Source organism: Escherichia sp. 10290, assembly GCF_030295155.1.
GTDB classification, from domain to species: domain Bacteria; phylum Pseudomonadota; class Gammaproteobacteria; order Enterobacterales; family Enterobacteriaceae; genus Escherichia; species Escherichia coli_F.
Window position 1 is genome coordinate 2,678,312 of the sequence record NZ_AP025741.1, and the last position, 22,409, is coordinate 2,700,720.

General features: G+C 48.0%; 28 protein-coding genes. 6 read left to right on the forward strand and 22 right to left on the reverse strand.

Going from position 1 to position 22,409, the window contains the following annotated elements; genetic code table 11:
- Positions 1-38 precede the first annotated feature (38 nt).
- From QUE74_RS13585 to QUE74_RS13640, 12 genes are all read right to left on the reverse strand, one after another.
- Positions 39-620 (reverse strand): hypothetical protein, encoded by a 582-nt coding sequence (locus QUE74_RS13585; protein WP_136801679.1) that lies wholly within the window; start codon positions 618-620, stop codon positions 39-41.
- Positions 621-835: 215 nt separating this feature from the next.
- Positions 836-1,567, reverse strand: coding sequence for a hypothetical protein (locus QUE74_RS13590; protein WP_001364221.1), 732 nt, complete (start codon positions 1,565-1,567; stop codon positions 836-838).
- Between the two features lie 223 nt (positions 1,568-1,790).
- The gene (locus QUE74_RS13595; protein WP_000554772.1) at positions 1,791-1,997 is read right to left on the reverse strand and encodes a hypothetical protein; all 207 of its coding nucleotides are present in this window, start codon (positions 1,995-1,997) and stop codon (positions 1,791-1,793) included.
- Positions 1,997-2,449 carry an ASCH domain-containing protein gene (locus QUE74_RS13600; RefSeq protein ID WP_001364189.1) on the reverse strand — a complete coding sequence of 151 codons (453 nt, stop codon included), beginning with the start codon at positions 2,447-2,449 and terminating at the stop codon, positions 1,997-1,999. Before QUE74_RS13600 ends, QUE74_RS13595 begins: the two co-directional genes overlap by 1 nt.
- Positions 2,449-4,734: a replication endonuclease gene (locus QUE74_RS13605; RefSeq protein WP_000268594.1), complete on the reverse strand. Its 2,286-nt coding sequence runs from the start codon at positions 4,732-4,734 to the stop codon at positions 2,449-2,451. The genes QUE74_RS13600 and QUE74_RS13605 overlap by 1 nt, the downstream gene beginning before the upstream one ends.
- Complete coding sequence (locus tag QUE74_RS13610; protein WP_000027670.1) at positions 4,724-4,999, reverse strand: DUF5405 family protein; 276 nt, start codon at positions 4,997-4,999, stop codon at positions 4,724-4,726. Before QUE74_RS13610 ends, QUE74_RS13605 begins: the two co-directional genes overlap by 11 nt.
- Positions 4,996-5,220, reverse strand: coding sequence for a TraR/DksA C4-type zinc finger protein (locus QUE74_RS13615; RefSeq protein ID WP_001113267.1), 225 nt, complete (start codon positions 5,218-5,220; stop codon positions 4,996-4,998). Before QUE74_RS13615 ends, QUE74_RS13610 begins: the two co-directional genes overlap by 4 nt.
- Complete coding sequence (locus tag QUE74_RS13620; RefSeq protein WP_001277962.1) at positions 5,220-5,522, reverse strand: DUF5405 family protein; 303 nt, start codon at positions 5,520-5,522, stop codon at positions 5,220-5,222. The genes QUE74_RS13615 and QUE74_RS13620 overlap by 1 nt, the downstream gene beginning before the upstream one ends.
- Positions 5,522-5,746 (reverse strand): DUF2732 family protein, encoded by a 225-nt coding sequence (locus QUE74_RS13625; RefSeq protein ID WP_000557696.1) that lies wholly within the window; start codon positions 5,744-5,746, stop codon positions 5,522-5,524. The genes QUE74_RS13620 and QUE74_RS13625 overlap by 1 nt, the downstream gene beginning before the upstream one ends.
- Before the next feature lie 63 nt (positions 5,747-5,809).
- Positions 5,810-6,310: a phage replication protein B gene (gene repB / locus QUE74_RS13630; protein WP_000217684.1), complete on the reverse strand. Its 501-nt coding sequence runs from the start codon at positions 6,308-6,310 to the stop codon at positions 5,810-5,812.
- Positions 6,307-6,477, reverse strand: coding sequence for a hypothetical protein (locus QUE74_RS13635; protein ID WP_001005162.1), 171 nt, complete (start codon positions 6,475-6,477; stop codon positions 6,307-6,309). Before QUE74_RS13635 ends, repB begins: the two co-directional genes overlap by 4 nt.
- Before the next feature lie 10 nt (positions 6,478-6,487).
- Entirely contained in the window at positions 6,488-6,763 is a 276-nt protein-coding gene (locus QUE74_RS13640; protein WP_000043869.1) for a regulatory phage cox family protein, read from the reverse strand.
- Positions 6,764-6,877: 114 nt separating this feature from the next.
- Between QUE74_RS13640 and QUE74_RS13645 the strand changes: the two genes are divergently transcribed.
- Together QUE74_RS13645 and QUE74_RS13650 are read left to right on the forward strand one after the other, a co-directional pair.
- Positions 6,878-7,177, forward strand: a complete 300-nt coding sequence (locus QUE74_RS13645) for a helix-turn-helix domain-containing protein (protein WP_001306384.1) — start codon at positions 6,878-6,880, stop codon at positions 7,175-7,177.
- 115 nt (positions 7,178-7,292) lie between these two features.
- Positions 7,293-8,306 carry a site-specific integrase gene (locus tag QUE74_RS13650; protein WP_000985253.1) on the forward strand — a complete coding sequence of 338 codons (1,014 nt, stop codon included), beginning with the start codon at positions 7,293-7,295 and terminating at the stop codon, positions 8,304-8,306.
- Positions 8,307-8,752: 446 nt separating this feature from the next.
- On the opposite strand, the gene yegR is transcribed toward QUE74_RS13650, so the two are convergent.
- Positions 8,753-9,070, reverse strand: a complete 318-nt coding sequence (yegR, locus tag QUE74_RS13655; protein ID WP_001353116.1) for a lipoprotein YegR — start codon at positions 9,068-9,070, stop codon at positions 8,753-8,755.
- A 482-nt stretch (positions 9,071-9,552) separates the two neighbouring features.
- Here yegR and yegS point away from each other — a divergent pair, with 482 nt between their 5' ends.
- The gene (gene yegS, locus QUE74_RS13660) at positions 9,553-10,452 is read left to right on the forward strand and encodes a lipid kinase YegS (RefSeq protein ID WP_000807382.1); all 900 of its coding nucleotides are present in this window, start codon (positions 9,553-9,555) and stop codon (positions 10,450-10,452) included.
- 81 nt (positions 10,453-10,533) lie between these two features.
- Here yegS and QUE74_RS13665 read toward each other — a convergent pair whose 3' ends face one another.
- The 8 genes from QUE74_RS13665 to fbaB form a co-directional block, all read right to left on the reverse strand.
- Complete coding sequence (locus QUE74_RS13665) at positions 10,534-11,307, reverse strand: DeoR/GlpR family DNA-binding transcription regulator (RefSeq protein WP_001295426.1); 774 nt, start codon at positions 11,305-11,307, stop codon at positions 10,534-10,536.
- A gap of 105 nt (positions 11,308-11,412) precedes the next feature.
- On the reverse strand, positions 11,413-12,453 hold the full coding sequence (gatD, locus tag QUE74_RS13670; RefSeq protein ID WP_000844254.1) for a galactitol-1-phosphate 5-dehydrogenase: 1,041 nt from the start codon (positions 12,451-12,453) through the stop codon (positions 11,413-11,415).
- Between the two features lie 47 nt (positions 12,454-12,500).
- Complete coding sequence (locus QUE74_RS13675) at positions 12,501-13,856, reverse strand: PTS galactitol transporter subunit IIC (RefSeq protein WP_000490695.1); 1,356 nt, start codon at positions 13,854-13,856, stop codon at positions 12,501-12,503.
- A 3-nt stretch (positions 13,857-13,859) separates the two neighbouring features.
- The gene (gene gatB, locus QUE74_RS13680) at positions 13,860-14,144 is read right to left on the reverse strand and encodes a PTS galactitol transporter subunit IIB (protein ID WP_000823263.1); all 285 of its coding nucleotides are present in this window, start codon (positions 14,142-14,144) and stop codon (positions 13,860-13,862) included.
- 30 nt (positions 14,145-14,174) lie between these two features.
- Positions 14,175-14,627, reverse strand: coding sequence for a PTS galactitol transporter subunit IIA (gene gatA / locus QUE74_RS13685; RefSeq protein WP_000182885.1), 453 nt, complete (start codon positions 14,625-14,627; stop codon positions 14,175-14,177).
- Between the two features lie 9 nt (positions 14,628-14,636).
- Positions 14,637-15,899: a tagatose-bisphosphate aldolase subunit GatZ gene (gatZ, locus tag QUE74_RS13690; RefSeq protein WP_000853842.1), complete on the reverse strand. Its 1,263-nt coding sequence runs from the start codon at positions 15,897-15,899 to the stop codon at positions 14,637-14,639.
- Positions 15,900-15,927: 28 nt separating this feature from the next.
- A complete protein-coding gene (gene gatY, locus QUE74_RS13695; RefSeq protein ID WP_000289780.1) occupies positions 15,928-16,782 on the reverse strand; it encodes a tagatose-bisphosphate aldolase subunit GatY in 855 nt (284 codons plus the stop codon).
- Between the two features lie 317 nt (positions 16,783-17,099).
- Positions 17,100-18,152: a class I fructose-bisphosphate aldolase gene (fbaB, locus tag QUE74_RS13700; protein WP_000129551.1), complete on the reverse strand. Its 1,053-nt coding sequence runs from the start codon at positions 18,150-18,152 to the stop codon at positions 17,100-17,102.
- A gap of 256 nt (positions 18,153-18,408) precedes the next feature.
- Here fbaB and QUE74_RS13705 point away from each other — a divergent pair, with 256 nt between their 5' ends.
- The 3 genes from QUE74_RS13705 to QUE74_RS13715 are packed head-to-tail and all read left to right on the forward strand — an operon-like array spanning position 18,409 to position 21,649.
- Positions 18,409-19,686, forward strand: coding sequence for a nucleoside permease (locus tag QUE74_RS13705; RefSeq protein ID WP_000858470.1), 1,278 nt, complete (start codon positions 18,409-18,411; stop codon positions 19,684-19,686).
- Entirely contained in the window at positions 19,683-20,687 is a 1,005-nt protein-coding gene (locus QUE74_RS13710; RefSeq protein ID WP_000846200.1) for an ADP-ribosylglycohydrolase family protein, read from the forward strand. Before QUE74_RS13705 ends, QUE74_RS13710 begins: the two co-directional genes overlap by 4 nt.
- On the forward strand, positions 20,684-21,649 hold the full coding sequence (locus QUE74_RS13715) for a carbohydrate kinase family protein (protein ID WP_000011992.1): 966 nt from the start codon (positions 20,684-20,686) through the stop codon (positions 21,647-21,649). Before QUE74_RS13710 ends, QUE74_RS13715 begins: the two co-directional genes overlap by 4 nt.
- On the opposite strand, the gene QUE74_RS13720 is transcribed toward QUE74_RS13715, so the two are convergent.
- Entirely contained in the window at positions 21,623-22,369 is a 747-nt protein-coding gene (locus tag QUE74_RS13720) for a GntR family transcriptional regulator (protein ID WP_000434034.1), read from the reverse strand. The genes QUE74_RS13715 and QUE74_RS13720 overlap by 27 nt on opposite strands.
- Positions 22,370-22,409: the final 40 nt, after the last annotated feature.

A 22,409-nucleotide genomic window follows, 5' to 3' on the forward strand; every position in this document is an offset into this window, starting at 1 on the left:
TCCTTGAAGATGCAAAAAAATGCAACGCAACGCACCTCTTACGGCTTCGTCAATACAGACTTAAATTTATCATTAAATGGCTTAACTTGAGGTAATGTTAATTTTTTTACAAATGTTTTTGTCGTTGTGTGAACTACGACGCTACCTTCTCCAAGAGTATTCCCCTGACATTCTTTTACGAACCCCTCATCAGTTACTGATGCGGTAATGCTCTCTGGAATTATAAGCATCAATATATCACCATAGTCTTCTAAAACATGCGGTAACTTGCCAGAGATAAGCGTCCCGGGGTTTACCCATATATTCATTGCTTTATTATTAGAAAATTGCAAAACAACCGATTGAATATTACTCCTTACTTTTCTTTTGTTTGTTATGGTTATTGATATTGCTGTATCTGTAGTGCTAGGTAAGTACATTGATGGTATTAACACCATGCTATATCGAATAGCAATTTCTTCTGAATTTTCCTTTAGCGAACGGTGTGCCAACAACAATGATGTCGCAACAGCAGAAAATGCTCCCACCCCAGAAACCCAAGTACCCAACATGGTCAAAAAAGGTATTGTAATTAATTGGTATTTAGTGTCACCATTCAAACCAATACCACTATAACCCACGTAACACCCTATAAAAAAGAATAGACAAGCCGTTATTAAAACAAATAACAAATGCATAGAACTTATACTTTTAAACTTCAGCAACAAACCTCTTAAAATATATTTACATCTCTTCATTTTCTAATCTCACATTAAAACCAGACACCAATTTTTGCTAGTCACTATTTTTATGATTGCCAGCATAAATGCTGGCATCTTTATCATTCTGGCACAGTTCACTCACTTATAATTGATACAACCTCACCTGTTTCTACATTGACACGCGCAGCAATCGTCTGTTTCACCACTCCGCCATAAGCATTAGTTCCGCGAAACGTGGTTTTCACAATGGCATGCGGGTCTTTATTCAAAACCAGATGATATACCGTTGACACATGTTTATAAGATGAATCATCGTTCATATTATCTTTAATTAGTTTTTCCAATGGACGATAAGAACCATCCCAACCACTAAAATTACTCTGAAATGTATCAAGATTGATTTTATTGTTTAGTGAACTCGGGTCATTTTCATAATCATTAAAGCACCACCCAAGAACATCACCGAGTTTCAACTCATCATCTTTGGTAAATGTATACTCACTCATGCAGGCATAAAACGCATCTGACGCGGTGGCTGGAACTTCCTTAAAATCAATGTAACTATTCACAATATCGTGTCGTGTTTTCTTTGACTCGTTCCGATATTCCTTGAGTGTTTTTTCACCATATTCGAATGTTTTTTGGACTTTGTGTTCTGCAACGGTTGATGTTTCAGTTTTAGCAACTGGCTGGCTTTTTTCTGTTGGATAGAGTATTGAACCAATTATGCTCAATACAAAACCTCCTCCGAGATAAACCGCACTTGCACGTTTGCGGTTTGGCATTCGCACCAGTGATGGCTTGATTAGCCCGATGAAGAAAGCAACGAAAAAAGCGAGTGATAGAAAAGCGATTATAGTATCCATAGCTATCCTTTTTGCATCATCCACATAAAAAATCAACCTCATGTTAGCAACAGGATGCTTACTTTTGAATATTTGTAAGTTGTTAGCTCTCCAACCTAACTCCTTTCAACCGTCAAAAACCAGCACCAACGTAGTAAAAATATGTCTGTCAACTAACGTCTCGCTTCGCTCGTTGTTCAACCCCGCCAGCCCTGAAAACAAGTTTCACGACTGGCGGCGTTCTCTATCGTCTGCGTGGTGGTGGCGCAACTCTGGACTGACCGATATAGTTAAGCCGCCCGTAATTATCCCGTACTATTTCGGCACACCCGACCAGCTCATCGGGCGTCAGATTTTCGTTGACCATAATCCGCTGTAAACGCTGAACAATAGCCATCAGCTTGATATTTTTAGTTTTATGGTGCGGTATCTCGCCTGGTATTCTGTGCATTATCCAAGCCACCCGTTTTGCTTTGCACGCTCCATCTGTTCATCTGAATAGTTCCATGCTCCATCCGTGGCTACCATTGCCCCGCCAGACATCCCCGTCTCTGATTCATACATAACAGCAAGGCCGAGCTGATGCATAATTTCATGATTAATTCTGAATACCAGACCACGCTCACTAAGTTCTTTCCAGTTCACAATCTCATATGCGCCTGTATTAAGCCGCTCAATACTTAGCAAGACATAATCTTCCAGCCAGTCTGACAGGTCAGTAACATCTGTTATCCGGGCTTCAACCTTTCGCCCCGTATACACACCCTGCACCCATTCATGCAAAATCAACGTGTCCCCGCGCTCATAATTACGGTCATTTTTCCGAAACTCTGCGCGTTTCTTTCCTTCCAGCACAAGGTCGAAATATTTTGCGTGCAGCTTTAACTCGTGAATTTTTGCCATTATGTCCACTCCATTACTGTTGAGAATCCCGGCCACTCATCAGCGACCGGATACGTGAATTTTTTCCCGTCAGAATTTACGATCGCGCCACGCGCCAGCGCCTCAAGCTCCCATCGTTGCGGCCTGATACCGTTCTGAGCGAGGTCAACGCGGATACGGGTAATTTGCAATCGTTCCGACCGGGTCAGTCTGGCCGACGGTGCTATTTCATGTGGTTTTAACGGGCTTCCGTTTCTTTGCTGACGATTTGGTGTTTTCAGGCCGTGTTTTAATGCCCCCCTGAGCGTCCTCACGACCTCCGGGTCATTCCATTCGATAACACCGTCATCAACCAGATTTAGCACTGCTGCGGCGTGCTCAGAAGGTGTGGGAGCCGGTAACGAAGTATCACCACCGGTGAGCTTTCCACAGTTATTGACAGGACTCCGAGGCGCGGCGATGCCGCTTTTTAAAGTCAAAGGCTCCACGACCGGAACTTTCGGCACAATGCGCCAGTCCGTCGTTCTGGTGATATGAATATGACGCGCGCCGAGATGCGGCGCGTAAATGCCGACCACTCTCTCGACTTCTTCCTCGTACTCGTTAACTTCATCCGACGGGCTACGGGCGACTCTGACAGTCTGGCAATCGCGCGGAACATTTGCCCCACCCTGCGCACTGATATACAACGCAAAATCGCCACTGTCTGCGGCAGCGCGTGCAGCCTCGACGCGTTCGTCAAACTCATCAGCAATGCTGACGCCGCGAGGCAATTTGCGTAGTTCACGGTAAGCCCCCATTGTCGGCAGACCAACCGTTTTAAATTGCGGGATGCGCCACGTTGACGCCCATGCAGTAACAGCCGCGGCAGTATCTTTCAGAGGTCTGCCGGTATCGTTATCGAGCTGACCATCCAGTGCATAGCCGTCGATGTTTTTTGAGATGTATTTCGCGATATACCCCGCAGCACCGCCCCGATTAAGGTGTTTTGCCTGAAAACGGTTTCGCGCTGCTCCTCTTTCGTCGCCATCCTCTTTGAGCGCATAGCGACGCATGATTTCGATAATCTGGTTACGCTGGCGCGAATTACAAAAAAGCATCATATGCCAGTGCGGCGTTCCGTCGTGGTGTGGCTCGACGACACGCAAACCGTAGACCTGTAAATCATTATCCTTGAATGCCGTGCGCATCAGGCTCCAGATACGGCAGAGATAACGCTGCGCATCCTTTGGATTAAATGCCTCATCGTTCCAGCCGTGATTTAGCTGGACGGTTTTACTTTCGCCTTTTCCAACCTGACGTGTCGGGTGATACTTTGACGGCGCGGTCAGCGTGATAAACATCCCCACATCACCCTCTGCTGCGGCGTAACGCTCAATACCGGCAATGGTGTTCATCAGCTCCATCCGGCGAATTTCAGGATTAGAAATACTGCCCATCACCTTACTGATAAGGTCGATGCGCTCGCCGGTTTCCCTGTTTTCGAGATCACACGATTTAAGAAATTCCAGATTTGCCTGGCGGCGTGCACGCACATCACGAATGGCATGTTTACTGGCATAAGGAGAACGGTCTTTATTGACCTCCCCGACAGCAATCAGTAACGCCTCATGCCAGCGCATACGCTGGCCTTTGAGCTGATGAGTCCACCACTCATCGTTAAACAGACGGGCAATGGCAGAATATGCCTGCCTCGTGGTCATCTGTCCTTTACGGTATTTTTTCCAGTAAAGCGGGGAAATATTGAAAGCACGTGCAGCGCCAGCAACATGACCATAGAGGTGAGCCTGCGCCTCATCCGTAAACAGCGATTCTTTTTCGCCATGTGCATCCACCCAGGCATCGCTGAGTTCCTCATACATCATGAAAAGCTGCGATGAGATACGGGCGGCAAACTTTTTCAGCTCCTTGTCATTCATTCCCGGCAGGCGCGCATAGTGGTCACGCTCTGCCAGAAACAGCAACGACGCGTCGGTGTTCATTTCATGGCGCTGATTCACACGCTCAATGCGCGGCCATAAACGACGCTGAAAAGTGGATGTGAGGAAATAAAACCCGTGCACCGGGCTTTTATTGCGCCGGATGTAGTCATAGCGTGAAGTAAACAGCGAGCGCAAAAAGTAAGGCAGGCGGTTAATCGTGGATAAAACACCTTGCACCTGACGCATCTCGTCACGTGTAAGTGGTCTTTCGCGCCCGACAGCCTCGCGTGGCGCGTTCCATGCATAAGCACCGGTAAACGCCTTACCGGTGCCTGCGGCAAATGCTGACGGAGGGACAAAACGCCCGGAGGCTTTAACGGCCATGTGAGCCAAAAGCCTCTGAACAACGCTTGCTGAGTTGCTCAACCTGCGCGTTTAAATCAGCAAAAGATTTTGCGCTTCCGGTCAGAATATCGTGATGCATCATGCCGGAAACGAGCTGGCTTAATTTCGGGTAATAACCAACCACTGCCAGCCATTCCTGACCGGCGTTTTTACCGCTTTCCGCTCTCTTTTTCTCGTGGAGAATAAACTGAAAGCTGTCACTGGTAACGACATAACGTTCGCCAATTTCAATACGAATACTCATGCCGTTCTCCGGTAATGTTTGTTTTTTGCTTCAAAGACTGACTGACAGGAAACACAACGCGTGGCTGACGGATAAGCCGCACGACGGGCAGCAGGTATTGGCGCGTAACACTCTTCGCAAACCAGCGCAGAAGCACCGCAATGTTTTACCCTTGCCGCGTTAATCTGACGCTCCAGTAATTCAGCCTGTTGTTCCTGAATAAAATCTACGTTGTCCGGCATTACCAGCTCCTTTTGTCGTTAAGTTTTTTAAATTCATCAGCGCAATAGCTGGCAATTTCTGTCGTTAATTTCGTCAGTTCATCCACGGAGGAGATTTGCTTGTGAAATACAGCGCGTTTAACAAGTAAATTGACCACATCAGACAGGAGATTTAATTCGCTCTGATAAATCGCGATAACAGACTCAGTTATTTCGCGTTTTTCTTTATCAAGACCAAGTTGAATAAGAGATAAATCGCCATTTTTCATAACGGCGATTTTTAAGGCGTTATTCAGTAATACAACCGAACGAGAACAGGACATCAAAGCACCTCCCCGCGAGACAATCCGATATTGTGAAATTTTTCCGACTCCTGACTGAGCAGCTCGACTATCTCCACGCGGGATAACTCCGCCTTTGTGATGTGGCGAATCATGGCGTCAAGATGAGAAGAAAAGCGCGTCGCTGCATCGGCCTGTGCTTCGGTTCTGGCCTGTTGCAGCAGTAATGCGTATTTACCGCACTCATTTTCAGAAACTGTATGCATGACTTTCTCCAGGCAAAAAGAAGCCCCGCACAATTAAGTGCGTTAAAAACTCTGGTTAATTACTTAATGCAGATATTGCTCTGGTTTTACCGATGTCAGAATTGTCGGTGCATACTCAAACAGACTGAATAATTCACGTAATGCACGGAATAAAGCATCACGCCAGTAACATGATTCCTCATTAATTCGCCAGTATGGCTGGTTAAATTCTTTTTCTGTCAGTCGTGCGTGCATAAATAAAGTACGGCGCTGACTGACTGTTAAAAAACTAATATATGCATACTCACTTGCGCCAACCTGACGGCGTTTTGAGAATGCCCCACGCAATTCATCAATTGCACAAACCAGTCGTTCACGTTCGACGTCGTTCATTTCTTCAAAACGCATCGTTGCGTGACGCTGTTTTAACTGCGCATGAAAGCAAACCGTTAGCCGTTCGCGTTCCATCATCTGATTATAATAATCGCATGTCTCCTGCCAGCGAGGGACGGCCAGATGCTTACCAATTATCCGGCGCATAGTTGCTGGCTGTTTTTCAACGAGATTGAGCGTCATCACTGTCATTTCCATACCCTCCGGCTTTTCAGAAAGGTCAGAGCCTTTTTTAACGGACTCTGTTTTTTGGTGCGGATAATGATTCCCTTACGCCCCTTACCGTGGGTGATGGTGAAGTCAATCGCCCTGGGGCTTTCGTTACGCAGTAACTGAGCAATACAACGAGGCTCATTCATACGGTTCTCCTTAACGTGGTTCACCGAGACCTAACCACATCAACCAGCCGTCACGAATCTCTTTAGGGCGGCTTTCATAAGCCAGTTTTAGTCCGTTATTCCATGCCGGAAGGTATACCCAATATTCACCTGCACGACCTGAAGCTGATTGTGGATCGGTCATATCAATTACAGGCAGCTTTCCTTTATCGATCATCCGACGAACCGCTCCTGTCGATTTTCCTATTAGTTTTGCGAACTCCTGATAAGGAATCGCATCAGTCATGAGTGTTACTTGCTTGCTCATGTCGTCCTCTAGCCCTCATGAATTGCGTTTAATGTCTTATAATGCCTTTTAGTGCCCACATCCAAGCACTAAACAATCTACATCTAAACTAAATACTATTGAGATCTAAACACCATGTCAAACACGATAAGCGAGAAGATAGTCTTAATGCGAAAATCAGAGTATTTGAGCAGACAACAACTTGCTGATTTAACAGGGGTTCCGTATGGCACGCTGAGTTACTATGAAAGTGGTCGTTCAACACCTCCAACAGATGTCATGATGAACATCCTGCAGACCCCACAATTCACCAAATACACTTTATGGTTCATGACCAATCAGATCGCTCCTGAGTCCGGGCAAATTGCGCCCGCTCTCGCACACTTTGGGCAAAACGAAACAACGTCGCCCCACTCCGGTCAAAAGACTGGTTAACAATTCATCGTGAATATATTCATCACAAGTGCCTACTATTGGTGGCTAAATTTCAGCCACCACGAAAAAAGCGATTAGTAGTCGCAAAAAAACACACCACTCGGAGGGTTTTCTGATGGCAATCAAAAAACTCGATGATGGTCGATATGAAGTGGACATCCGCCCTACTGGACGTAATGGAAAACGCATCCGTAGGAAGTTTGATAAGAAAAGCGAAGCTGTCGCTTTCGAGAAATACACGTTGTACAACCACCACAATAAAGAATGGCTATCAAAACCAAAAGACAAGCGACGTCTGTCGGAGCTGACACAGATCTGGTGGGATTTAAAGGGTAAACACGAAGAGCATGGGAAATCTAATCTTGGAAAAATTGAAATCTTCACAAAAATAACGAATGACCCATGCGCATTTCAAATTACGAAATCGCTTATCAGCCAGTACTGCGCCACCCGAAGAAGTCAGGGTATTAAACCTTCGAGTATCAATCGTGATTTAACATGTATTAGCGGCATGTTTACAGCCCTGATTGAAGCGGAGTTATTCTTTGGTGAGCACCCTATCAGAGGGACAAAAAGGCTTAAGGAGGAAAAACCAGACACAGGCTATCTCACGCAGGAAGAAATTGCCTTACTGCTTGCTGCTCTTGACGGCGACAACAAAAAGATTGCGATTCTTTGCCTGAGTACTGGAGCACGTTGGGGAGAAGCAGCTCGTTTGAAAGCAGAAAATATCATCCATAACCGCGTCACGTTTGTTAAAACGAAAACAAACAAACCACGCACCGTCCCGATCTCAGAGGCTGTTGCCAAAATGATCGCGGATAACAAACGAGGTTTTTTATTCCCTGATGCTGATTACCCTCGCTTCAGACGAACAATGAAAGCAATAAAACCGGATTTGCCAATGGGGCAAGCTACACATGCACTAAGGCACAGCTTTGCCACTCATTTCATGATTAATGGAGGAAGTATTATCACGCTACAACGGATACTAGGTCACACGCGGATTGAGCAAACTATGGTTTACGCTCATTTTGCGCCAGAGTACCTTCAGGACGCCATTTCTCTTAATCCGCTAAGAGGTGGTACTGAGGTCGAGAGTGTCCACACAGTGTCCACAGTAGAGTAACGTTTAAGGGCTTTCAGTGGTAATTTATGCCGCTCAAACCCGCATTGTACCGTTGAAAGCCCCTACTGGTGACACCCTAAATCTCCCTTACACGGGCTTATTTTTTATGCATAAACCATAGAGACGGATTGATCCCAGGTGACCGTCTTCCATTGACCACATCGATAGAATCCCCCTTCATAGCACGATGCCTTTCACTTAACGGCATCGTGCTCGCACAGGGTCCGGCTACGCACACCCAGAACGCGCATGTTTGACGCTTACAAAAAATGAAGCTAAAGCATAGGAATATTTATGCCATCATTTTCTGATAGCCGCATAAAATAAAAATTCTGCTGTAGTTTCATCTATCTGCTTGTCATTATTACTCACATTCAATAATGGTGTTGAAGAATACCTTATCAGAGATAAAAATGGATGTGTCCATGGTAGTCTTGAATCTATTCTCACTCTCCACATTTGAATGTCAGACGCGCGACGCCATGTAATCCTGCCCCTTCAGTCTTCAGGTTAACTATCTGCATTTTTTTGCCCTGAGTAACACAGAAATTAGCTGCATCATTTTTCACTATATTTTCCGCACCAGATATTCTGCCCCTGGCTAAAGATGCTTCGGCTTCAGTGTAGTATTGGTTATCGAGTTTACGCTGGATATTACTTTTATAGGCAAGACCGAATTTACCGATACTTGTCTCATCATTATGCACAGCACAACCAGACATAAGAAAAACACTAATTAATGATATAGCAGCTGTCTTTTTCATCTCACCTTCCCCCATTAAACACCAACGACACTCTCTAGTGTTGAAATATAATAATGACATCATTGTCATTATTGAATAGGATTATAATAAATGTTTTGTGCAGAATTTCCTACATAAGTAGGAAATACAGACATGGAGGCCTATCACAGATAACCTCATAGGAATTATTTAATATAATTGGAATCGTACATTGAGGATGCCATTGCTTTGTTGAATATGATGCATATGCTCTTTTGAAGTTTGTCCCTGATTACCGTTAATGTTCGCTGCCACGCTGAATCCACAGTAAAATAATGCTTAAGTGCTTTCAGTGATCATTTATGCCGATAAAAACCGAGTGTACCGTTGCCCCCCTTACTGGTAACCACTGAATTCCCCATCCTTGAACTGATTTTTTATCCTCCGATTTTCATCCTGTTCTGACTCCGCCTTTTCTTTTCTGCTCTACACTATCTACAGACCAATCATAAAGGCATACGATTATGGCAGAATTTCCCGCCAGCTTACTGATTCTTAACGGCAAAAGTACTGACAATCAACCCTTGCGCGAAGCAATTATGCTGTTGCGCGAGGAAGGAATGACGATCCATGTGCGGGTCACCTGGGAGAAAGGCGATGCCGCCCGATTTGTAGAAGAGGCCCGGAAGCTGGGCGTCGCAACGGTAATTGCCGGTGGTGGCGATGGCACTATTAATGAAGTTTCCTCGGCGCTGATTCAGTGTGAGGGCGATGACATACCCGCGCTGGGGATTTTGCCACTAGGTACAGCGAACGATTTCGCGACCAGCGTGGGTATACCTGAGGCACTGGATAAGGCGCTGAAACTAGCAATTGCTGGTGACGCTATTGCGATTGATATGGCGCAGGTCAACAAACAAACCTGTTTTATTAATATGGCAACGGGTGGGTTTGGGACACGTATTACCACAGAAACGCCGGAAAAATTAAAAGCAGCGCTGGGTGGCGTCTCTTACATCATTCACGGCTTAATGCGCATGGATACACTGCAACCGGACCGTTGTGAAATCCGCGGTGAAAACTTTCACTGGCAAGGTGACGCACTAGTCATTGGTATTGGTAACGGCCGTCAGGCAGGTGGCGGTCAGCAATTGTGCCCGAACGCATTAATTAACGACGGCTTGCTGCAACTACGCATTTTCACCGGCGATGAAATTCTTCCGGCTCTCGTATCAACCTTAAAATCTGACGAAGATAACCCGAATATTATCGAAGGTGCTTCGGCGTGGTTCGATATACAAGCGCCACACGAAATTACCTTTAATCTTGATGGCGAACCGTTGAGTGGGCAAAACTTCCATATTGAAATACTTCCGGCAGCATTGCGCTGTCGATTACCACCGGATTGTCCATTATTGCGTTAATCAAATTTCCCTTTCTTAATTCAGGGAGTATCAGTGATGCCGGATTCGGTGTACACACCTTATCCGGCATAAAGAACAATGCTACACCGTAATTAATTTCACCCGTGTTTTCTGCAATGCCAGTTTATCCACCTCTGACACGGCATCATCAGTAATAATAATATCAATTTTTTCGATTGGCAGTACCTGATTAAAACCGCGACGGTTAAATTTCGATGAATCGAGAACGGCAATCACTTTATTAGCGGCTGTGACCATCGCACCGCTAATCGAATAACCTTCATTAAAGGTCGTAATACCATTAACCGCATCAATACCATCAGCACCGACAAACATTAAATCGGCATTAATATCCTGCAATGAACGCTCGGCAATGGAGCCATGCATCGAGCGCGTTTTATGACGGACCGTGCCACCACAGACGACCAGAGTAATGTCTTTATTTTCGGAAAGGGCAAACGCCGCCGGGAGACTGTTGGTAATCACCGTGATATTTTTGGCGGTCATTAAACCTTCGGCGATAAGCATTGTCGTACTTCCGCTGTCGAGAATAACGGTCATCCCTTCGTGGATCATTTTGACTGCCGCCTGCGCTATTCTGTTTTTCGGCGCGCTGGCGAGCTGAAATCGCTCTTTAAACCCGACTTCCTGGGTCTCGGTTTCACTATTACCGGACATTATTTTCGCCGCACCGCCATGAAAGCGCGTAACCACGCCTTTTTGTTCGAGAAAGCGCAAATCGGCACGGATTGTCGCTTCCGAGGCAGCAAATACTCCCGCCAGATCCTGAACAAGCACGGTTCCCTGTTCATTCACTAATTGGATGATCTTATTCCTTCGCTCGAATGAATTCATCGTCATTTACCCATATTCAATTGTGGCTAGTGTAAACGAAGGGGGACCATTGGTGAATGATCTGTTTTGCACAATACCGGGCCAGCATCACGCTGGCCCGCGGTTTCAGGGAATAAGCAACACTTTGCCCGGCATAGCATTACGAGCGATGTCACGCACCGCCTGGGCGAAGCTTTCAAAGCTTCCACGGTGAGCGATTAATGGCTCCAGGCTTAACTTACGTTCTGTCAGCAACCGGCTCGCCGTTTCCCACTCCTGCCCCGGCCAAGGGCTGGAGTAGTTCATCCAACTGCCGATAACCGTCAGCTCTTTACGTAATATTTTGCCAAACGTTGTCGATGTTATATGCAGATCCTGATGCAACGTGCCCACCAGCGCCAGCTGGGCATGAGGCCCGGCAATCTCTACCGCCAGTTCGACGGTTTGCGGGACGCCAGCCGTCTCGAGGATAAGCTGATTAAAGCGCAGCTCGCGTAAAACGCCCTGCATTTGCGGCGCGCTCATTTCAAGGCTGTTAAATGTTTGCATCGCACCGAAAGATTTTGCCAGTGCCAGTTTTTCTGAGCTAATGTCGATAGCCGTCACACTCTTTGCTCCCAGCGCGACAGCGCACTGAATGGCCAGCAGGCCAATGGTTCCGGCACCAATAATAATAACGTTTTTATTCTCACAACCTTGCGCTAAATGGAAAGCATGCAGGCCAACGGTAATCGGTTCAATAAAAGCCCCATCCTCAATAGGCATATGCGCAGGTAGAGCAAAGACATTTTTCCGCTTAACGACAATATATTCGGCAAACCCACCATCCCGCCGTGAGCCAATAAAATCATATTTTGCGCACTGGGAATAAAACCCTTTCAGACACTCTGGACAAGTAAAACAGGGTAATAACGGCACACAGGCAACCGCATCGCCAGGATGTAAATCATCAACACCGGATCCCACAGCATCAATATAGCCGCTAAATTCATGGCCTAACGTTATTGGATAATAATGTGCACCATTTTTAAAAATTCTGGGTAAATCGGAACCACATAATCCCGAGCTGGCAATTTTTACCCGCACCTCATCCTGATGTTTAATTTCAGGAATGACTCGTTGGGCAACGCGTACGATACCATCAGTATCATTCACCACTGATTTCATAAAAACTCCTGATTATTAAGGGGGATAAACTCCCCCTCAGGTAAAAATTATTCTGCGAGAACGGCTTTCTCTTGTTTAATAAAGCCGCGCGCTCTACGCCAGGTCATGAAAATACCGGTAAGATAAATGGCACCGATAATAATGAAACCGGGAATATTTTGCGGGGAGAAAACCTGAATCAGTAACCAGGTAATGGGAGAACCGCCCTGATCCATTGAAGCCACCATGCCCCCGGCTTTTAACGCCCCAGCATTAGCCGCCAGTTGGGTGTGCAAACCAATAGTTTGCGTCGCGATCCACAGGGTGATGCTCATAATGATGACACCCGAGATTAAGGTGCGGAACAGATTTCCACGATGCACGGCAACTGCCATCGCAACAAAGAAGCCGATGGTGGCAAGGTCGCCAAACGGCAGTACCTGATTACCCGGAACACAAACAGCAATTAAAATGGTGAGCGGGATAAAAATCAGGCTTGCCGATACCACCGCCGTATGCCCCAGCAGCAACGCCGGATCAAGGCCAATCAGGAACTCCTGACCGCCGAACTTCGCCTGTAAACGACTACGGGCCTGCTTAGCGATGGGCGTTAAACCATCCATGATGGGTTTAATCACCCGTGGCATCAGCAGCATAACTGCCGCCGTTTTTACCGCCAGCTGCAATACACCTTTGACATCGTAACCCGCGAGGATGCCGATAATCAGCCCCATCACAAAGCCCACGGTGACAGGTTCGCCAAATGGGCCAAATTTGCGCTGAATATCGTCGGCGCTAAATTTAATACGGTTAACGCCTGGGATTTTCTCGATGATAGCATCCACCAGCACCGCAATTGGCCCCAGATACGCCGACGTACCGTGCGGAATAGCAATGCCTTCCAGCTCAAAGAAATTTCGGGTATCGCGGGCAAACCAGTCGCCGAGCTTATAAACAAACACCGCGTGAATTACCACACCCGCCATCCCTATCATCCATGAACCGGTTGCCAGATGCAGCAATGCGCCGGTGAAGGTCATATGCCAGATATTCCATATATCAACATTTACCACCCGCGTCATACGGGTCAGTAGCATCGCCACGTTAACCAGAATCGCAATCGGAATCGCCACCAGCGCAATTTGCGACGCCCAGGTCATTGGTGAAGAGCCCGGCCAGCCGACATCGACCACATGCAGATTCAGGTCGAAATTTTCCGCCATCGCTTTCGCCGCCGGACCAATGGAATCCAGCATTAAGCCAATCACAAGGCCAATGCCAACAAAGCCAATCCCGATATGCAGACCCGCTTTAAAGCAATCGCCTGCCTTCATGCCTAATATCTTAGAAAAAATAATGATGACAATCGGCAACATGACCGTAGGGCCGAGGTCGAGAATATAACGCATGACTTCTGAAAACATAGGTCACCCCTGTAAGATAGTCAGAATTTTATTTTGTAATGCTTCGATACCGACACCAGAAACAAAAGGCATGCCGTGAACTAACGGAATATCGCCAAAACTGCGGTCAACTCTGGCGGTAGTACAAATAAGATGTACACCATCCATATAGGTTTCTATTTCATTAACCCGACACTGGATTAATTCAACGGGGATATTATGGCTATGACACAACTCTTTAATTTCTTCCGCCGCCATCGTAGAGGTCGCAACCGCGCCTCCGCAAGCGACAATAATCTTGCGTTTCATAAATAGTCCTTTTTATTGTTACAGAGGGATTTATTCGTCTGAATCTAAAACATACTTTGTGAAATATTCCTTTAACTGGGTTTCAGGAAGAGTGATTAGTGTCTCGACGATCTCGGGCTGTTGTAACTTGCCAAATAAACAGCGTAAAAGTTTCAATTGCTGCTGCGGATTTTCCACAATCAACGCAATAACCAACGATACCGCCACGTCGCTATCATCATCCGCTTGCTGAAAATGAACTTTATTTGTTGGCCTTAACAGATAAATGGCTGACGACTTAGCATGAATCGCCTCACAATGCGGTATTGCAATGGCGTGCTGTTCAAGCATTATCCCGGTGGGGAATTCTGCTTCTCTGGCAATTAATGCCTGTGGCCAGGTTTCATGAACCACACCTTTCACGATCATCTCATTACCGATATGGGTTAAAACTTCGCTACGATCGACAAAAGAAATTCCGCTACGAACAAACAGGTTAGTCATATACCGTCCTTATTCCGCACAGCCGTAGCGATAGGCACGCAAAACATCATAAATTTTATCCATAATCAACTGATACGGTATTGCCGATAATTCCCCGGACTGTATGCGTTCAAATTGTTTGGGTAGATACTGACTAATCATGCCCAGTGGGATGTCCACGTCTTCCAGATTCGCCATCATCGTTTCAACGCTATTTTTAATTCGACTATGCGGCCAGTAATAACGAATACGATCCGACAGGCTGTAACGAATATCCAGTAATGAATCGTTAAAACCCGTGCGATAATATTTTTTCCAGTACTGCGGTTCGTCGATCATCACTTCTTCAATTACCGCCAGGCAACCGCTGCGATTTTCGGGGGCGATAATTTCCTGCTCAATTTGTGCCAACGCAAATATCGCCTCACGTAGAGCAAAGGTTAATGCTGGCCCTACTTTCAAAATTGCAAAGTGATCGCGGACTAATTCCCAATAAGCCGTCCGGGTCTGGTAATCGGTAGAATGTGCTTCATAAACCATTCGGGTGTTTTCTATCCATTGCGCCAGCGCCTGCGCTTCTTGCGGCTGATAATGGATAATATTGCTGTGATCAAATTCCACACCCGGCTGTACCACGATGGCAATCACGCGTGTTAACGCCTCTGTCAGCCCACGAGCAATAAAGGCCTTTTGATGCGTACGTAAAGTATTGGCGGCATCTTCAACCCGGGTAATGTGTACTGACTGAATGGCGCTGGCCTCACCGCCCGGAACCGGAACTTCGGTGCCAATGACATAGCTCAGTTGCTCACGCTGGCAATCTGTCGCCACACTCTCCGCTGCGTGGCAAAGCACGGCAGCACGTTCAGCAACCGTTTCTGGCGCTAATGGTATTGGATCCCCCGCACATGACATTGACGCATCAAGGTGAATTTTACTGAACCCCGCTCGAACATATGCTTTTACCAGCTCGACGGATTTTTCCATCGCCGTATCCGCATTTTCTTGCTGCCAGCAGTTCGGTCCCAGATGGTCGCCGCCGAGAATGATACGCTCACGAGCAAATCCGACTTTATCGGCAATCGCAAACACAAATTCGCGAAAGTCCGCCGGTGTCATTCCGGTATAACCGCCAAATTGATTGACCTGGTTTGACGTTGCTTCAATCAGCACTTTGCGCGTGCTGTTGCGATCAAATGCCAGCGCCGCTTCGATAACCAACGGATGGGCAGAACAGACTGAACATATGCCGATATGTTCACCAGCTTTATGCCGGGCAATTAACGTTTTCATGTTTTTTCCTTGTTAAATGGCAGGTGCGTTATGCCCTGCCCTCGCAGCAACAATCAGCAATCACTTTGCTCACCACATCGCGCATTGCGGATTTAGCCGACTGCAAATAATCCCGGGGATCGGTCGCTTCGGGGTGCTCGGTCAGGTAATTTTTTAACGCCTGCGAGAATGCATTTTTAAGCTCCGTTGCAACGTTGATTTTGCATATCCCCAGTTTGATGGTTTGCTGAATATCCTTAGTCGATAATCCTGACGCACCATGCAGCACCAGCGGTAAGTTCACCCACTGGCGAATGTTCTCCAGTCGAGAAAAATCAAGCGCAGGTGCGCTGGCATACATACCGTGAGTCGTGCCGATGGCGACCGCCAGGGAATCAATCCCGGTTGCCTCGGCAAATTCACGCGCCTGAACGGGGTTGGTGTACAACGCATCTGCTTCATTGACTTGCATATCATCTTCCTGGCCGCCAAGTTGCCCCAGCTCCGCTTCGACGCTGACATCAAAGCGATGGCAAAAATCCACCACCTCTTTTACCCGTGCAATATTTTGCGCATAAGGCAGATGCGAGGCGTCGATCATTACCGAGCGCACACCTGAACGAACTTTCTGAGCGATATCGTCAAATTTCGTGTGATGGTCGAGGTGAATCGCCAATGGATGGTGATAGTGCTTCGCCATCGCGCTGACCAGCGCCACCAGATTTTCTGTACCAGCATGAGTAAATGTACCGGGCGTTCCGGCAATGATGACCGGCGCATGCATGCTGGCAGCGGTTTCCACCACCACGTGCATCGTTTCGAGATTATGAATATTGAATGCCGGAACCGCGTAACCGCCGCGCTGCGCGTTGTTCAGCATCTGCTTTGTCGATACCACGTACATTTTCACATCCTGTTATTTATTTTCGATTTCAAAATATAATGAAATTTTTTGTTTCCAAATGTCGCGATATCGATCACAAAAAAGACAATATGAAAATCAATCCAGAATGACAGGCAATAAAAACGGCCTCCCGGGGGAAGCCGTAACAAAGTGCACGTTGTTTTATGTCAGATGCGGCGCGAACGCCTTATCCGGCCTACGGGGCAGCGCTGTGTAGGCATGATAAGACGCTTCAGCGTCGCATCAGGCATAGGTTGCCGGATGCGGTGTGAACGCCTTATCCGCCCTACGGGGTAGTGCTGTTCGTATGAGGCGTATCAGGCGATAGTAATTTTGCTATCGAGATAAACGTCCTGCACGGCGTTAATCAGTTTCACGCCGTCAGCCATCGATTTCTTGAACGCCTTACGTCCAAGAATCAGCCCCATTCCGCCAGCGCGTTTGTTGATGACCGCAGTACGCACTGCATCGCTGAGGTCAGTTTCACCGCCTGCAGCACCGCCGGAGTTTATCAACCCTGCCCGGCCCATATAGCAGTTAGCTAACTGATAACGCACCAGATCAATCGGGTTTTCGCTGGTCAACTTGCTGTACACGCGATCGTCGGTATAACCGTAATTAATCGCTTTATAGCCGCCGTTATTTTCCGCCATTTTTTGTTTGACGATATCTGCGCCTATGGTTGCCGCCAGATGGTTAGCCTGGCCGGTCAGGTCAGCCGAAACGTGATAATCGACGCCATCTTTCTTAAAGGCGGAGTTACGCAAATAGGCCCACAGCACGGTCACCATGCCCAGCTCGTGCGCACGTTCAAAAGCCGCAGAAATTTCTTCAATCTGGCGACGTGACTCTTCCGAGCCAAAATAGATGGTCGCGCCAACCGCCACCGCGCCCATGTTGAACGCCTGCTCCACGCTGGCATACAGCGTTTGATCGTAAGTGTTCGGGTAACTTAGCGTCTCGTTGTGATTAAGTTTGACAAGGAATGGAATGCGATGCGCGTAACGCCGCGATACCGATGCCAGCACGCCGTAAGTTGACGCCACACAGTTACAGCCCGCTTCGATCGCCAGTTCAACAATGTTTTTCGGGTCAAAGTAGAGCGGGTTAGCGGCAAATGAAGCTCCGGCAGAGTGCTCAACGCCCTGGTCAACCGGCAGAATAGAAAGATATCCTGTGCCAGCCAGACGCCCAGTGTTGTACAACGTCTGCATATTACGTAACACCGCTGGCGGGCGATTATTGTCAATCATCACGCGGTCTACGTAGTCATGTCCGGGGAGATAAAGCTGGTCAGAAGGAATAGTCATACAACGGTGCTGTAAAAGGTTGTCGGCGTCTTTGCCAAGCAACTGCGCAATATCTGTCATTACTATGCTCCCGTAAATTCCGATTGGATATCGGCTATGGATTGTCCTGGCCCGCCTTTTGCGGGCAATCATAATCCTGGTCGTTACAGGCGAGTTTTTCCATCTTTTGGATGTTTTTTCAGCGTTTTCTGTTGGCTCGATTCATCAGAAAAAATGTTACCGCGGTCAAGTTTTCACCGCAAAGGTATTTAAAAGGTATTATTAAATGGTATTGTCATCGCGTACCTTACATTACCTGTCATGAAGGAATTAAAAGATGAAAACAACAGCAAAGCTGTCGTTCATGATGTTTGTTGAATGGTTTATCTGGGGCGCGTGGTTTGTGCCATTGTGGTTGTGGTTAAGTAAAAGCGGTTTTAGTGCCGGAGAAATTGGCTGGTCGTATGCCTGTACCGCCATTGCGGCGATCCTGTCGCCAATTCTGGTTGGCTCCATCACTGACCGCTTTTTCTCGGCGCAGAAAGTGCTGGCGGTATTGATGTTCGCTGGTGCGGCGCTGATGTATTTCGCTGCGCAACAGACCACTTTTGCCGGGTTCTTCCCGTTACTGCTGGCCTACTCGCTAACCTATATGCCGACCATTGCGCTGACTAACAGTATCGCTTTTGCCAACGTGCCGGATGTGGAGCGTGATTTCCCACGCATTCGTGTGATGGGCACTATCGGCTGGATTGCCTCCGGTCTGGCATGTGGATTTTTGCCGCAAATGCTGGGTTATGCCGATATCTCTCCGACTAACATCCCGCTGCTGATTACCGCCGGAAGTTCTGCTCTGCTCGGTGTGTTTGCGTTTTTCCTGCCCGACACGCCGCCAAAAAGCACCGGCAAAATGGACATTAAAGTCATGCTCGGCCTGGATGCGCTGATCCTGCTACGCGATAAAAACTTCCTCGTCTTTTTCTTCTGTTCATTCCTGTTTGCGATGCCACTGGCGTTCTATTACATCTTTGCCAACGGTTATCTGACAGAAGTCGGCATGAAAAACGCCACCGGCTGGATGACGCTCGGCCAGTTCTCTGAAATCTTCTTTATGCTGGCATTGCCGTTTTTTACCAAACGCTTTGGTATCAAAAAGGTATTATTACTTGGTCTGGTCACCGCTGCGATCCGCTATGGCTTCTTTATTTACGGTAGTGCGGATGAATATTTCACCTACGCGTTACTGTTCCTCGGCATTTTGCTGCATGGAGTAAGTTACGATTTTTACTACGTTACCGCTTACATCTATGTCGATAAAAAAGCCCCCGTGCATATGCGTACCGCTGCGCAGGGGCTGATCACGCTCTGCTGCCAGGGATTCGGCAGTTTGCTCGGCTATCGTCTTGGCGGTGTGATGATGGAAAAGATGTTCGCTTATCCGGAACCGGTAAACGGACTGACTTTCAACTGGTCCGGGATGTGGACTTTCGGCGCGGTGATGATTGCCATTATCGCCGTGCTGTTCATGATTTTTTTCCGCGAATCCGACAACGAAATTACGGCTATCAAGGTCGATGATCGCGATATTGCGTTGACACAAGGGGAAGTTAAATGAAAACAGAACGTATTCTCGGTGCTCTTTATGGGCAGGCGTTAGGGGATGCGATGGGGATGCCCTCCGAGCTTTGGCCACGCAGCCGCGTTAAAGCACACTTTGGCTGGATTGACCGTTTTCTGCCTGGACCAAAGGAGAATAACGCGGCCTGTTATTTTAACCGCGCCGAATTTACCGACGATACCTCAATGGCTCTTTGCCTGGCTGATGCGTTACTGGAACGTGAAGGCGAGATTGATCCGGATCTGATTGGGCGTAATATTCTCGACTGGGCGCTGCGTTTCAACGCCTTTAACAAAAACGTGCTTGGCCCAACTTCGAAGATTGCGCTTAACGCCATTCGCGACGGTAAACCCGTTGCTGAACTGGAAAACAATGGCGTGACCAACGGCGCAGCGATGCGCGTCTCGCCATTAGGTTGTTTGCTTCCGGCGCGCGATGTTGATTCCTTTATTGATGATGTGGCGCTGGCGTCCAGCCCGACCCATAAATCCGATCTGGCGGTGGCAGGTGCAGTAGTCATCGCATGGGCGATTTCCCGTGCCATTGACGGAGAAAGCTGGTCAGCGATTGTTGATTCTCTACCCTCGATTGCGCGACATGCACAGCAAAAACGCATCACTACCTTCAGCGCCTCACTGGCAGCACGTCTGGAGATTGCGCTGAAAATTGTGCGCAATGCCGACGGCACCGAATCCGCCAGCGAACAGCTGTATCAGGTGGTTGGGGCAGGTACCAGTACTATTGAGTCCGTTCCGTGCGCCATTGCGCTGGTTGAACTGGCACAAACCGACCCGAACCGTTGCGCCATCCTGTGCGCTAACCTTGGCGGCGACACAGACACCATCGGCGCTATGGCGACGGCGATTTGCGGCGCATTGCATGGCGTTAACGCTATCGATCCTGCGTTTAAGACGGAGCTGGATGCGGTAAATCAGCTTGATTTTAATCATTATGCCACGGCGCTGGCAAAGTATCGCCAACAACGGGAGGCGGTATGAGCGGCGCTCGATTACACACGCTGCTGCCTGAATTAACCACGCGTCAGCCGGTGATGGTCGTCGGCGCGGCGGTCATTGATGTGATCGCCGACGCTTATGCCCTACCCTGGCGTGGGTGCGATATCGAACTGAAACAGCAGAGCGTTAACGTTGGCGGCTGTGCACTGAATATTGCCGTGGCGTTAAATCGCCTCGGTATCGAAGCGGGTAATGCCCTGCCGCTCGGCCAGGGTGTGTGGGCGGAAATTATTCGTAACCGGATGGCGAAAGAAGGATTAATCAGCCTCATCGATAACGCCGAAGGCGATAACGGCTGGTGTCTGGCGCTGGTTGAGCCTGATGGTGAACGCACGTTTATGTCGTTCAGTGGTGTGGAAAATCAGTGGAATCGCGAATGGTTGGCGCGATTAACCGTTGCGCCTGGCAGCCTGCTCTATTTTTCCGGTTATCAACTGGCCTCGCCCTGCGGTGAATTGTTAGTGGAATGGCTGGAGAGTCTGCAAGACGTGACGCCGTTCATCGATTTTGGCCCACGTATTGGCGATATCCCGGATGCATTACTGGCGCGAATCATGGCCTGTCGACCTTTAGTGTCACTCAATCGTCAGGAGGTTGAGATTGCCGCCGAACGTTTTGCTTTATCAGCAGAGATAACAACACTTGGCAAGCAATGGCAGGAGAAATTTGCCGCGCCGTTGATCGTTCGTCTGGATAAAGAAGGCGCATGGTATTTCAGCAATAACGCTTCTGGCTGCATCCCGGCATTTCCAACGCAAGTTGTAGACACCATTGGGGCGGGCGACAGTCATGCAGGTGGCGTATTAGCTGGACTGGCCTCTGGTTTGCCACTGGCGGATGCCGTATTGCTGGGCAATGCAGTGGCGTCGTGGGTTGTCGGGCATCGCGGCGGTGATTGCGCGCCAACCCGCGAGGAACTACTCCTCACACACAAAAACGTATAGATCACTGCGACAGTGGCTGATGCTGTACTCAATAGGCCGTTGCTGTTGGTCAAGCGCCACTTGCTTGATCACCAGCACCGGTATTTTACTATCTAATTGAATATGTGACTGAAACTCGGCATCCGGCATCCGGGCGCTAACGCGGGAACGGGTACGCTTTGGAAAAATATGCTGACTGCGGAAGTAGTCATAAAGAGAGATTCCGATGGCATCAACATCATGAATTAAATGCGCCGGAACCCACGACTCCTCAATAGAGACCGCTTCTTCATCAACATAGCGAATACGCTTAAGCAAAAAGACATCACTACCCGCTTCGACCGCCAATTGCTGCGCCACCTCTTCAGGGCATTTAACCACTCGCTTGTTAACCCATAGCGTATCGGGCTTTTTCCCGCGCAACACCACCTGCTGAGAAAATCCTCGCGCTTCTTTTAACGAGTATTCAAAGATGTTATTAATCTGCGTGCCGTAGCCGCGCGAACGTGTCACCACGCCCTCTTCTTCCAGCGCCTGCATCGCCTTGCGCACCGTAATACGCGAAACGCCGGTTAACTGACTTAAATCGCGCTCGCCGGGTAAAATATTGCCATGTTCCAGCACCCCGCTGCGCACGGCATTTTTCACCGTTTCGGCAAACTTAATATAAAGCGGCGTGTTATCCGCTGCTAAAATACGTTCGTTCAGTTGGGCAATCAGCTGGGTATGCGCTTGTTCCATTTGTCTTTTTCCAGGCGATGAGTCTGGAGGGAGTATATCA